A 13,348-nucleotide genomic window follows, 5' to 3' on the forward strand; every position below is an offset into this window, starting at 1 on the left:
TTTTATTTACCTACCTTTTGCAGTTCGTTCTCAATAATGTCAGTCATGACATCTTTGATATCCAATCCGGCAGCCCGAACCTGCTGCGGAATAAAGCTGGTAGCTGTCATACCCGGTGTTGTATTTACTTCGAGCATTTTCGGTTCACCGTCTGCCTCAATAATAAAATCCACCCGGATAAGCCCTTTGGCGCCCAGTATATCGTAAATCTTTGATGCTTCGCGTTGTACCTTCTCCGTCAGTTCGGAAGAAATACGGGCCGGAGTGATCTCGTCAGACTCCCCGTTGTACTTGGCGTTAAAATCAAAGAACTCATTCTTTGTAACTACTTCGGTAAGCGGGAAGATCACTTCTTTCCGGGCCACACCCGAACCACAACCTACCTTATAACAACCGCAGGTCACTTCTGTTCCGGAAATAAAACTCTCCAACATGACCTCATTCCCTTCGGCAAAAGCCTTAGCTATAGCCGGTTGTAATTGTGAAGCATCCTTCACCTTTGTAACACCGAAGCTGCTTCCCCCGTCGTTGGGTTTCACAAATATCGGCAATCCCAAACGGCTCACAGCCTCTTCGTCCGTAACTGTCTGTCCTCTGAACAAACGGATGGAATCAGAGACTCTGACGCCAAAGCTACGCAAATAATTATTACAAACAAATTTATTAAAGGTCAGAGCGCTCACCAACTGACTGCATGAAGAATAAGGCATGCCTATCAAATCGAAATATCCCTGCAACCGTCCGTCTTCACCCGGAGTACCGTGAATAGTGATGTAAGCAAAGTCGAAATGCTTTACTTCGCCATTCTCACGGAAACTAAAATCATTTTTGTCTATTGGTGTATGTTCCCCTCCAGGAAGTTTTACCGCCCATTCGCCCTTCTTAACGATGGCAATATATAAATTATATTTGTCTTTATCAATAAAAGAGTAGATTCCTTCTGCACTTTTTAATGAAACAACAATTTCAGAGGAGTCTCCTCCGGCTACAATAGCAATGTTCTTTTTCATTTTTATATCTCTTTAGTATTTGCATATACCCGCCACTTTTCTATCAGTTGTGTCATATCGGCCGGAATTTCGGAATCAAAAAACATTTCCTCGCCGGTAGTAGGATGCACAAACCCCAACGTCTTGGCATGGAGTGCCTGCCGGGGACAGATAGCAAAGCAGTTCTGTACGAACTGTTTATATCTTGTAAAAGTCGTTCCTTTCAATATTTCATTTCCGCCATAACGTTCATCGTTGAAAAGCGTATGGCCGATATATTTCATATGCACACGGATCTGATGCGTACGTCCCGTCTCCAGGCGGCATTTCACCAATGTCACATATCCCAGACGTTCCAACACGGAGTAATGGGTAACGGCCGTCTTTCCCTGATCTCCTTCGGGAAATACCGTCATCTGCATCCGATCGCGCGGGTCGCGTCCGATATTACCTTCGATACGGCCTTCGTCGTCTTTCACGATGCCCCATACCAGGGCACGATATTCGCGTTTAGTCGTCTTATTGAAAAACTGCATACTGAGATGCGCCTTTGCTTCCGGCTTCTTGGCAACAACCAGTAGTCCGGAAGTATCTTTGTCGATACGGTGAACCAGTCCTAACGCCGGATCATTCGGATCGTAAGTAGGATCATCTTTTAAATACCATGCCAAGGCATTTACCAACGTACCGGTATAATTGCCATGGCCCGGATGCACGACCAGACCTGCCGGTTTATCAACCACCAGCAAATCATCGTCTTCATAAATAATCTTTATAGGAATATTCTCAGGAATAATTGCTAAATCCCGACGGGGACGAGACATCATAATAGTCACGACATCCTCCGGTTTCACCCGGTAATTGCTTTTTACCGGCTTGCCGTTTGCCATGATACAACCGGCATCGGCAGCCAACTGTATCCGGTTACGGGTGGCCCCCATCATCCGGTCTACCAGAAATTTATCTACCCGCAACAAGGATTGTCCGCGATCGGCAACGAAGCGGAAATGTTCATACAGCCGGGGAGCATCCTCCTCGTTCTGTTCTAACAGGTCATCAACCTGTTCATCATCCATTTCGTCGAAAAATTCATCCATAGCTAAAACCAGTTTTCTTCTTCACTATCCAATGATTCGATAGGCATCGTCGACAGGGAGTCGATCGACAAAGAGTCGGGATGCATCTCGGCTTCACCGCTGCTCACCTTCAGCACCAGCGGTGCCGTAAGCGGAACATGCTCACCTTTTGCCAACGCCCGTCCACGCAGATCGACAGAAACTGCCAGATCCTTGAAGTCACCCGGAACATACTCGATCTCCACATTTTCAAACCCGCGGGCTTTTAAAAGCGCATACGCCTGGCGGAATGACAGGTCTTCCACTTCCGGAATTGTTGCCATCTGCGAGGTCAAAGCATTCACGGTGATAAAAACGATACGTCCTTCTTTCACCTTCGAGCCGGCCAATGGAGACAGCTCAACGATGGCTCCCGGTTCCACGTCTTTAGAGAATACCGAGTCGATCACATTATAACGCAGGTTGTTATTTTTGAAGAATTCAGCGGCTTCTTCTATCTTCAGTCCCTTCACATCCGGAACTACAACAGCCTCATTATGCCGTGTATAATGATCCAGCCATTTCAAAGCACCATAGATCAGGCCACACGTCACGACCACTGCCAGCAGCAGGTTCAAGACGTACGGATTCTTTATCAGTTTAACAAAAAAGTTATTCATCTCTGTTTGTTTTTGTAGGCGGGATCAAAAATAGAAAACAAAGCCGTTAAAACAAAGAAAGTAAAGGCTTTTTAGCAAAAACCTCTACTTTCTTATACTAATTTCTTCTAACGGGGATTATCCGTTATATTCGTCAGATACAGTTAATTTAGCTCTTCCTTTAGCACGACGAGATGCTAATACTCTGCGGCCATTAGCAGTAGCCATTCTAGAACGGAAGCCATGCTTGTTCTTTCTTTTTCTGTTGGAAGGTTGGAATGTTCTTTTCATCTTTCTATATATTTATTTATTATTATCTTACATATCAATTCGGGCTGCAAAGATAGAGGCTTTTTTTTAATAAACAAAGAGTTGAAAGTTTTTTCTTCTAATTCCAGCCCGGATTCTGCTTCAAATTCGGATTCAGAGCAATTTCATTAGTAGGAATCTGATACAGATAGTATTTCTCCAGCCAGCCTTTACCTGTTTTTACCGGATCATTATACATATATACATATCCCTCTGTTTTTCCGGAGGCATCGGCAAAACCTGTATTCAAATCAATAAACTGCCCGCTGTTACCAATCTGCTCTTTAGTCGCCCATTGTCCGTACTGTACTTTGTTTACAAACCATTCCGCTTTTTTCCAACGCCGTATGTCGTAAAAGCCAAAACCTTCGCCCATCAGTTCCACCATCCGTTCACGACGAATCTCCCAAAGAACCGGAGCTACCGACGGGTCCCGAGCCAGGTCGAAGCTGTCATTGATCTCGCTGACCGTCATACTGGCAATCTTTGCCCTTACCCGCAGTTTATTAATGGTTGCATCAGCTACTCCCTGATTAAACTCTCCCTTCTCGAATTTGGCTTCCGCATAGTTCAGCAGGACTTCTTCAATCTTAAATAAAGGGACATCGGTTGTCCCCTGATTTTCACGAGAATCATCCCATACATTATAATAACGGTATACATAATTACCGCTACGGGCTACAATGAAACCTTGCCCCCAATTATTAGTCGAGAAATGAGGGATGCCTTCCAATACAGAAGCCGACCAGTTCATCAGAGGAAAAACCTTATGCTTGCCAGCTTCCCCGTTTCCACCTCCATATCCGGTATAAGTGGTAATCCCCATCAAGTCCATATACTCTTTATCAGCCGGATTATCCGTATATTCCCAAGAATTGTTATTGTTTTTACGAACAACTTTATAGGGTGGTGCGACTGTCTCCAACAAACGGTAATCACGATGCCGAAATGTTGAATACATCGTTTTATCCGTTTTTCCCCATTCATAGGAGCTACTGGTAGAAATCGGTTTTCCGTCTTCACACAGATACATGTCGACAATGTGCTGGGGCATTTCCACATTATGGGTGGAAGTCCGTTCCACATGTGTCAGCACATAATTTGTAAAAATCTTAGGAACATACTCCTGATACAGGATCACTCCCGGAACACCTGCCAGATCAGAGGTCAGCATTTCCCCGAAACTGCTGTGTACCGTCGGATAGGCAGCCATCAGACTTTCGGATGCTTTGATACAGGCATCAAAATATTTCTCATAATCGCCCAGTTCATGATATTTCCGCCAGGTTCCTTCAAATAAGGCAAAACGGGAGATCAATGCACGTACAACATGCACATTGATCGTGTTATCCCCGTCGCCTTCCGGTTTTATATGTTGTTCAGCGTATAATAAGTTTTCCAGAACCTTGTCCGCCACTTCTTTACGCGGAGTACGCGGACCATAAGCCACTTCGGTATCACTATCACCCAGGATATGCTCTACCCAAGGCACATCGCCAAAACGGGCGATCAGTTCCATATAATAATAAGCACGAAAAAAGTAACCGACAGAGCGCCAATGTTCCTTATCGACATCACTCATAGAAGAATTATCTATATTATCCAGCATTAGGTTGGCATTACGGACAAAAGAGAAATTCCATCCGTTGCCGGAAGCCGCATCCGTTATCGTCTGGAAAGCATAACTGTTCCCGCTACCCAACCGACGCATCAGATAACCCGCATTGATATCTCCCTGATAAGATACGGCACTGGCATAGGAACCTCCCGTCCCCGGACGCCGCAACATATTACCATTCGTAAATACATTATACAATCCCCACGCATATGTCTTGAACGTACTGTAGGTTGAAAATACAGTTTCTTCGGTCAATGAATCCTTCGGAGAATGTTCCATGAAATCATCATTACACCCCGGCATGGCAGCCAATCCTGCCATAATCATCAAAGAATATATTATTTTTTTCATTTTCCTGCTAATTTAAAGTGTGACATTTATACCAAACGAAACGGTGCGATAGAAAGGATATCCCCAGGAAAGACGTTCCGGATCATACCCTTTAGGCAAAGAGGAGAATGTGTGTAAATTTTCACAACTCACAAAAGCCTTCAACGCATTCAGGTGAATAACATCCATCCATGTTTTCGGGAATGTATAACTGAATGTGATGTTTTTCACACGTAGATAGGCCCCGTTCAACAGGTATTTCGTTTGTGCACGTGTATTCGAACCGGAATTTTCACGCTGGTTGTAAATGCGGAAATATTCAGCATCCGGATTTACCGGGTTCCAATTGCCATTATCCGGATCGATCGGTTTCCAATAATCCAGCTGATCGTCGAAAATCTGTCCGAACTGGCCGGAAGCAAACGACCATCTGCGGGCATCGCTTATCCAGACATCACGTTTACCGACACCCTGCAACAACACATTCAGGTCAAATCCTTTATAATTAACACCCAGATTAATACCATACTGGAGACGTATCTTATTGTTACCGATGATCTGACGATCTCCCGGATTCATCAATGTCCCGTCGCCAGCATCGATTCGGTTCACACTATCGTCATCATCACGCAGATTCTTGAACTTTATGTCACCGGGCCGTGGGTTTACAGCATTAATAGAGGTAACCCCCTCTTTTAGTTTCCAGGTATTCGTATCCTCAAAATCATCTACGGTATAATATCCGTCTGTCACATATCCCCATATTGTTCCGATCTCATAACCGGTATAGTAATTATTCTCTCCATTACTGTTCTGCAAGACAAACGATTCATTATCATACTTTGTAACAGTCGTACGCGAATCATACAGATTAAAACCGACATTATATCCCCAGTTACCGATCTTATCCCGCCAGTTCAGGCTCAACTCCCATCCTTTCGTACGTAAATCCGCCACATTCTGTAAAGGAGCGGACGCCCCGACTAAAGCCGGCAGTTCCAATCCGGGAGCCAACATATCCTTTGTATCACGCTGATACCAGTCGAAAGTTCCGCGCAAGCGGTTATTCAGCAAAGCGATATCCACACCAAAGTCCAATGTTTCCACTGTTTCCCAGGTAAAGTTATCACTAACCAGTCCCGGTGCTTTTATTGTAACCGGTTTATCTCCGTTTACGATCCAGTTCACTTCGTTTGCCGGATATGCCGACATAACCGGTGTAAACTGATAAGGATCGATCGCCTGGTTACCGATCTGCCCCCACGAGCCTCTCAGCTTTAATTCTCCCAGCCATCCGGCAGTCGACTCCATAAAGGCTTCACGGGCGACATTCCAGCCAACGGAGAAAGAAGGGAAGAAACCGAAACGGCTTTTCTTCGGGAACTTAGACGAACCGTCATAACGTCCGTTCGCCTCAAACAGATAACACCCTTCATAATCGTAATTCAAACGATAGAATGCCCCACGCACAGAATACTCACGATACTGATCCGTAATCGTTTTTGTCTCGCCGGTTGCCGTGTTGAATGAGGGCACCTGATCATTTATCAAATCGTATGCGTAAGCAGTCAGTTTCGTATATTTGCTATGTTCCTGATTGAATCCGACCATTGCCGTCAAATTATGCTTCTCGTTGAACGTACGGGTGTAAGTAGCATAAGCATTTATCGCATGGTAATCGGTTGCTTCATTAATCTCCTGTAAAGAAGAGTTTGCCGCCGTTTGCATTTTAGCCATTTGTATATTGGCATAATCCATGATAGCCCGGTTCTGGCGGTTGTTCTGTACCACTTTATCAAAGGTATACTCAAAAACCATTTCCAAGCCACTCAACGGTTTCACGACCGTTTTCGACATCAAACGGGTATTATCCCTGATCGTCCTGTTATCTGTAGTCAACTTCAACAAGTTTTGCGGCGTATCCGTCAACAGTTCCTCTCCGTCAGGCAGAATCAGATAACCTTCCGGATAAAGGCTCGGTTTACGCATATCATAAAGCGTAGACGAAGATGACGTGATCGGCATATTTTTCGTGCTTTGCGCATAACGGACATCGGCCGATTGAGTAAGCCAGGAAGTGATATCAGCGGAGACATAGGCACTGGCAGATGCACGTTTATACGAATCTTTATCTGTTTTCAAAATACCCTGTTCTTTATTATATCCCAACGACATACGATAAGTAATCTTCTCACCGCCTCCGCTCAGCGAAGCATTGTGGTTCTGTAAAAAGCCGAAATTATCGAACATGTTCGTATAAACATTCTTTTCATTCAAATAATAGTTCACACCTGTTTCCGGATCCGTATAAATACCATCCCCGTACGTTTTAAACTGGCTGGGATCCTGCTGATAGGCTCCCAGATATTTAATCCAGGTATCGATATCCTGTCCTGCAAAATAACTCCCGGAACCAAACTGGGCGTCTTTATAAGCCTGCAACCATTGCATACCATTGGCTATACCCGGTTCGTTGATAGAAGACTGGAACCCGAAATTATTATTATAATTCACCTGGAACCGCTGCCCTTTCTGTGCCTTCTTCGTTGTAACCAATATTACACCAAAAGCGGCACGTGCCCCGTAAATAGCAGAAGAAGCAGCATCCTTCAAGACCGAAACACTTTCTATATCTTCCGGATTCAACATATCGATATCACCAGGCACGTTATCGATCAGCACCAACGGACCTCCTCCGTTAATTGAAGTCGTACCACGGATATTGAAATTCTTGGACGAACCCGGACCTGCCGCATCATTATTGGCGGTAATCTGCAACCCCGGCATAGTTCCTTGCAAGGCACTCATCGCATTCGTCACCGGACGCGAACCCAGCACTTCCGTCATTTTCACCTGCGAAACAGCTCCCGTCAAGTTCTCCTTTTTCTGAGAACCGAACCCAACAACAACCACTTCACCCAATGCCTGCGTATCTTCCACCAGATTAACCTGAATATTTCTTTGGTTATTTACCTGAATTTCTTTTGACAGATAACCGATATAAGAAATAATCAAGGTTGCACCAGGAGATACCTCAATAGAGAAACGTCCGTCTATATCGGTGATCGTTCCATTAGTCGTTCCTTTCTCAACAATATTCGCCCCGATAACAGGGTCTCCCATATGATCCTTCACAACTCCCGTAACCCGGTGTGCCTGTGCAGTTGCCGGACGGCCCGGTTGTGAACTTTTCGCTCTGAGGACAATGTGGTTATCAACCAATTGGATATCCACATTCTTATCTTTAAAAATACTTTCCAGCACGTGTTTAACCGACTTATTTTCGGCTTCCACTGAGACAACACGATTTACATCTACGTCTTTCAGGTCATACCAAAAGGAATAATCCGTTTGGGCGCGAATCGCATCAAAGACCTCATTCACTGTGACATTACTCAAATTAAACGTAACATTAGTCTCCTGTCCGTAAGATTTTGCAGACACTGAAAATATCCCCAGAAATAACAGCAAGACAGATATTTTCATAATATTTAGACTTTTTTTTATGCATAAAATTCGACACAACGAACCTATGCTACAAGCTTTTTGATACATTTGTAGTTAGTTGTTAAATAGTTAATAATCTAGTCTGAAATGATTTTCTACTTTTTTAGCAACAGAATTGAGGAATGTTAGCGCATTCCTCAATTTGTCTCAGGTTAACTCAGTTTTTATTCATAGGCATTTTAAATTAAATGTTAACACTATAGTTTTTTATTCACTCTCTTAATAAATATCTACTATACCTCCTTTGATCCGGTATCTGAATTTTTCATTAGCGGCCATTACTTTAAATATCTTTTCTATCGGATCATCCAGCTTGAAGTCACCGGCGAATCGCCGCTCACTCACTGAAGGATTATGAATTTCAATCTTCACATCATAATAACGTTGGAGGGTTTGTGCAATTTGTTTCATTGTTTCGCCTCGGAACACCAATTTGTTATTCATCCAGTTCAATGCAAAGGAGGCATCGTCTTCAAACACTTTCACCCGATTGACCAACGTATTATAAACTGCCATCTCCTGCGGTTTAAGCGTCACCGGAGCCAACTCTTCATTCCCTGATAAACGGACCGACCCGTTCAAAAGAAAGACTTTTACATCTTCATCTCCGGCATAGGCACTCACATTAAATTTTGTCCCCAAGACTTTCACTTCAAGACCGCCTGCCTCAACAACAAAAGGTATCTCCTCGTTTCTTGCAACTTCCAGATAAGCTTCACCGGATAGCTTCAACGTACGGCTGTTCTTACCGAAATCATCCGCATAACTGATCGTACTCCCGGAATTCAGCCAGACAAGCGAACCGTCGGCCAGGTAAACCTGTGTTCGTGAACCTTTCGGACTCTTTATTTCTGAGATCAGAGGAGCACGTTCCTCAATGGAACGTGATTGAAAATAAAGGACGGTAAAATAACTCAGGAACACAAAAGGGATCAGCACTGCCGCCACTGCCACCCCTCTTTTCCACCACGGGACACTCAACCGTTTACGCGGGATCCCGGCAAAAGAGGCACACCTTTTGCTGAAAAGTATGTAGGCTTTCTCATCATCAAAAAGAAAATGCGGATTTGCAACTTCAGAAGAATCCCAAAGTTCTTTCATTTGGCTATAATATTGCCGATGTTCCTCCGATTCGTCCAACCATCTTTCCAGACGTGCCCGGTCATCTGCTGATAAATTTCCCGAAAGTCGGTCAATTATCAAATCATCCCAATATCCCCGATCTGTAATTCGTATATCCATAATGTTCCTCTTCTATAGATATGACAAACGAAAAAAGAAAACGGGTGAAAAAAAATGATCTTTTTTTTACATAAAAAGGAACAAAGTCAGCCAGAACGGCAGGTAGTCCCGTAAATCATGACGCAACTGATTCAAGGATAAACGTATATGATATTTCACTATATCAATCGTGATATTTTTACGGGCGGCAATCTCTTCATACTTCAATCCATCATGACGGCTCATCTCGAAAATCTCACGTGTAAACTCAGGGAGGGAACTGACAGACTGCATAATCTTTCCCTCCAGTTCTTTTTCCAGCAAAGAAGACATCGGATAATAATCCTGCTCATGGAAAGATTCTTCCCTTTTTTCCATTTGTTGGGAAACGGATTGCCTCAGATTGTTTTGCCGCTCCAAATGGTCAAGATAATTGATGCTGCTATTTTTCACAGCTTTCATGAGATAGGCTCTCAATGATTGATTTATAATCAACGAATCACGTTTCTCCCAAATATTGAATATAATATCGCTGACTAAAGTTTCGGCAACAAAATAATCTTTCACATAGGTATATGCAAAAGCACAAAGCACCTTGTAATGCAGCTTATAAAGCGATTTATAAGCCTGTTCGTCCCCAAGACGCAGACCTTCTATTAAGTTTTCATCATGCAAAATTGTCACCGTTTATCCCCATCATTATCTACTCCTTATATAACATCAGAAAGGCATATAAGTTTTATTCTCGAAATTGGCATGTTGCCCTTCAAACTTCTTGGCTTCCTCTCCTTCCGGATTCAGTTCGATTGATTTTTTCAGGTCTTCGAAAGCACCTTCTTTATCGCCTTTCAGGTTTTTGGCGCGTCCGCGTTCGGCATAAGCCTTGGCAAAATCCGGTTTTATTTCAATGGCCTCATCAAAAAAGACAATGGCTTCGTCTAACAAGTTTTTAGTGATCAGCAGCGAACCTTTCAGTATACAGGCATCTTCATTGAACGGGTTCAGGTCGAGCGCCTGCTGGTAATCATCGGCGGCGGCATCCAGGTCACCCAGCGATTCATGTATTTTTCCTCTTACCAAATAGGTTGTTTCTTCTTCCGGAGCCAATGAGATCGCTTTCTCGATATCGGGCAAAGCCTCCTGTCCCTGTTTCATGGCAAGCAACACCTCTGCACGAAGCAGATAAGCATCCGTGAAATCATCTTTCAAGGCAATGGCTTTCGTCAGGTCGGCAATGGCTCCCAACTGGTCGCCGGTTGTTCTTTTGGCTTTTGCCATCAGGAACCAGGCTAGATGGTTCGACTCATCCAGTTCGATCACCCGCAGGCAGTCGGCAATGACCTCGGCTTCCTTATCCAGCATAAAAAGCACGCTGACCCTTGTCAATAACGTCTGGATATGCTCCGGCTCCATTTCCACCATACGGTTCAATGTATCCAAAGCCTTTTCCGTCTGGTTTGCCATTGAATAGGCCGATACCAGATGGTTCATTGTTTCAAAATCTTCCTGTATATTCAAGGCTTCCGTAAAGCATTTGATAGCATAGGCCACTTGACCGATTTTTTGCGCACGAATACCGTCATATTTTAATATGTCGAAGTTTTTCTGATCATTTTTAGCTTTTCCTTCTGCCGTATCCTCACTTTTGGAAGAAGAGAACAAAGATGTAAAGAAATTTCCCATGGTTATATGTTTATGTTCGAGAGGGCAAATATACCGATTATTTTGAATTTGCCATACGTAATAAGCTCCTATCATGAAAAGGGCCGCCACAAAATGACAGCCCTTCCAAAGAAAACCTCCCCTTAATTCATCTGTAATCAATCAATCCACCCATCATTCTGAGTCAGATTATCATTCTTTTGAATTTCGGTTCTGGGGATTGCCCAATTATATAAATGATCACCATCCCAGCTATATGCAAACTCTACCATACCCCAGATCTGTTTCAGACCGGCATTTTTCTTAAACTTAGTTTCATGCCATGTTTTCCAACGCATTTCATCAAAGAAGTTCACACCCTCACCAGCAAATTCCCAGCGACGTTCATTGCGGATACGGTCACGCATATTCTCCTGCCCAGAAACCTGAGTATACTGGTTGCTATTCAATAAAGCTGCACCTACACGCCCACGCACCTTGTTCACCCATTCTATTGCTTCATCAGTCTTTCCCTGTTCATTCAGACATTCCGCCAGAGAAAGCACCACATCCGCATAGCGGATAATAGGAATATCGATTGGAGAATATTCACGGTTCGGAATTTCAGAAGCCCCCTCAGCAACAAATTTACGGAACAAATAATAAAATTTAGTATTCGTATCAGTCTTCAAATCAAATGGAGCGGCCGTATTAGAACCTCTGTATGGCCAGCGTAGCGTATAGGTATAAGCCGTCACACCATCCGCTCCATCATATTCAGAATACGGGGTTATAATTGTAGCCATCAGGCGTGGATCGCGATGTTCATAAGCAGTTTTGATACGGGCTTCATTCTCGTTGTCCAAATATTTGGATAAATCAGCCCCTGCTTTTTCCATAGTCAATTTTTCTTCATCTGTCATACCATCACGCAGAAAATAAACTGCTCTTTTTGCAACATCCATAGAATTAAAACCCGGAATATAATTATCCCAATCAAAAGGTCTGCCATCGGCATCTTCGTAAGTTTCCACAAAATCCGTACTTGCCAGATACGTGTTCCAACAAGAACCAAAGGTTCCACGTGAGCCATACCTAAAAGAAAAGTTATTACCATATCCGCTTTCACCGATACATTGCAAAGAAAAGATCATTTCTTCACATTGCTCATTTTCTTCCTTAAACAACTGTTTATATTCACCTTGGAATAAAGCAAAACCCAAATCACCGACTTTACGAAAATCAGCTTCCGCCTTCGTCCATTCGTTCATCCACATGTAAACCTTTCCACGCAAAGCATAAGCTGCACCTTTCGTCACACGACCGTAATCACCATCTCCTTTGGTGTATTTATCCGGGAAATCGGAAGTATTGATAGCATCTGTTAAATCGGTAATTACCTGGTTCCATACTTCAGTTTCACTATTTCGGCCTTTTACCATGTCTTCCAGTTCGACAGGCTCCAGATAAAGAGGAACGCCTTTATATACCATGTTCAGTTTATAATAGAAGTACGCACGCATAAACTTCGATTCAGCCATCAAGCGAGCCAACTTTGATTCCGACAAAGGAGCTTTCTGTAAATTAGTTATCGCATCATTACAGCGGCTCACTCCTTCGTAATGAATCTTCCAATAATCAGAAAACAACTCGTTGCTGGTTGTTGCATTCCCCATCAACAGAGAGTAATTTCCATCTCGATAGTCAGCCGACACACCATAACTGTCAAATTTATGCAAATCACCAGCTACATTTGAAGAACGGAGCACATTATAAATACCCATAACTCCCATATCAGCCAAATTCTCTGTTGTCCACATATTACCGGAACCAATAGAAGAATAAGGATTCAAATCCATTAAGTCACTCTGACAACCTGTTAATAAGACAATAGATACGCCTAACAAGCAAAATTTAATTATTAGTTTCATATGTAAATAAATTGCGCTCCCTATCTCAAGAGAGCCGTTTAAACCATTAATAAATTGATTTTTTTAGAGTTCAGACAAAACAAAAGAG

General features: G+C 43.3%; 10 protein-coding genes. All 10 read right to left on the bottom strand.

Annotated elements, in window-relative coordinates:
- Positions 1–2: 2 nt before the first annotated feature.
- Complete coding sequence (locus tag HMPREF1535_RS06145) at positions 3–1,010, bottom strand: D-alanine--D-alanine ligase (protein WP_046145601.1); 1,008 nt, start codon at positions 1,008–1,010, stop codon at positions 3–5.
- A 2-nt stretch (positions 1,011–1,012) separates the two neighbouring features.
- Positions 1,013–2,086, bottom strand: a complete 1,074-nt coding sequence (locus HMPREF1535_RS06150; RefSeq protein ID WP_007655702.1) for an RluA family pseudouridine synthase — start codon at positions 2,084–2,086, stop codon at positions 1,013–1,015.
- A gap of 2 nt (positions 2,087–2,088) precedes the next feature.
- Complete coding sequence (locus tag HMPREF1535_RS06155) at positions 2,089–2,724, bottom strand: PASTA domain-containing protein (protein ID WP_007655703.1); 636 nt, start codon at positions 2,722–2,724, stop codon at positions 2,089–2,091.
- A gap of 117 nt (positions 2,725–2,841) precedes the next feature.
- A complete protein-coding gene (rpmH, locus tag HMPREF1535_RS25330; protein WP_005633099.1) occupies positions 2,842–2,994 on the bottom strand; it encodes a 50S ribosomal protein L34 in 153 nt (50 codons plus the stop codon).
- A 97-nt stretch (positions 2,995–3,091) separates the two neighbouring features.
- Positions 3,092–4,981: a RagB/SusD family nutrient uptake outer membrane protein gene (locus HMPREF1535_RS06160; protein ID WP_010801502.1), complete on the bottom strand. Its 1,890-nt coding sequence runs from the start codon at positions 4,979–4,981 to the stop codon at positions 3,092–3,094.
- Positions 4,982–4,993: 12 nt separating this feature from the next.
- Complete coding sequence (locus HMPREF1535_RS06165) at positions 4,994–8,446, bottom strand: TonB-dependent receptor (protein ID WP_046145602.1); 3,453 nt, start codon at positions 8,444–8,446, stop codon at positions 4,994–4,996.
- A 240-nt stretch (positions 8,447–8,686) separates the two neighbouring features.
- On the bottom strand, positions 8,687–9,709 hold the full coding sequence (locus HMPREF1535_RS06170) for a FecR family protein (protein WP_046145603.1): 1,023 nt from the start codon (positions 9,707–9,709) through the stop codon (positions 8,687–8,689).
- Positions 9,710–9,775: 66 nt separating this feature from the next.
- Positions 9,776–10,363, bottom strand: coding sequence for an RNA polymerase sigma-70 factor (locus tag HMPREF1535_RS06175; protein WP_007655710.1), 588 nt, complete (start codon positions 10,361–10,363; stop codon positions 9,776–9,778).
- Positions 10,364–10,408: 45 nt separating this feature from the next.
- Positions 10,409–11,371 carry a tetratricopeptide repeat protein gene (locus tag HMPREF1535_RS06180; RefSeq protein ID WP_007655712.1) on the bottom strand — a complete coding sequence of 321 codons (963 nt, stop codon included), beginning with the start codon at positions 11,369–11,371 and terminating at the stop codon, positions 10,409–10,411.
- Between the two features lie 137 nt (positions 11,372–11,508).
- The gene (locus HMPREF1535_RS06185; protein ID WP_046145604.1) at positions 11,509–13,260 is read right to left on the bottom strand and encodes a RagB/SusD family nutrient uptake outer membrane protein; all 1,752 of its coding nucleotides are present in this window, start codon (positions 13,258–13,260) and stop codon (positions 11,509–11,511) included.
- Positions 13,261–13,348: the final 88 nt, after the last annotated feature.

This window comes from Parabacteroides goldsteinii DSM 19448 = WAL 12034 (genome assembly GCF_000969835.1).
Lineage (GTDB): Bacteria > Bacteroidota > Bacteroidia > Bacteroidales > Tannerellaceae > Parabacteroides > Parabacteroides goldsteinii.

What these genes read in the sequence shown, in the direction of transcription:
- HMPREF1535_RS06145 (WP_046145601.1), bottom strand. Translation starts at nt 1,010, where the DNA reads ATGAAAAAGAACATTGCTATTGTAGCCGGAGGAGACTCCTCTGAAATT.
- HMPREF1535_RS06150 (WP_007655702.1), bottom strand. Translation starts at nt 2,086, where the DNA reads ATGGATGAATTTTTCGACGAAATGGATGATGAACAGGTTGATGACCTG.
- HMPREF1535_RS06155 (WP_007655703.1), bottom strand. Translation starts at nt 2,724, where the DNA reads ATGAATAACTTTTTTGTTAAACTGATAAAGAATCCGTACGTCTTGAAC.
- rpmH (WP_005633099.1), bottom strand. Translation starts at nt 2,994, where the DNA reads ATGAAAAGAACATTCCAACCTTCCAACAGAAAAAGAAAGAACAAGCAT.
- HMPREF1535_RS06160 (WP_010801502.1), bottom strand. Translation starts at nt 4,981, where the DNA reads ATGAAAAAAATAATATATTCTTTGATGATTATGGCAGGATTGGCTGCC.
- HMPREF1535_RS06165 (WP_046145602.1), bottom strand. Translation starts at nt 8,446, where the DNA reads ATGAAAATATCTGTCTTGCTGTTATTTCTGGGGATATTTTCAGTGTCT.
- HMPREF1535_RS06170 (WP_046145603.1), bottom strand. Translation starts at nt 9,709, where the DNA reads ATGGATATACGAATTACAGATCGGGGATATTGGGATGATTTGATAATT.
- HMPREF1535_RS06180 (WP_007655712.1), bottom strand. Translation starts at nt 11,371, where the DNA reads ATGGGAAATTTCTTTACATCTTTGTTCTCTTCTTCCAAAAGTGAGGAT.
- HMPREF1535_RS06185 (WP_046145604.1), bottom strand. Translation starts at nt 13,260, where the DNA reads ATGAAACTAATAATTAAATTTTGCTTGTTAGGCGTATCTATTGTCTTA.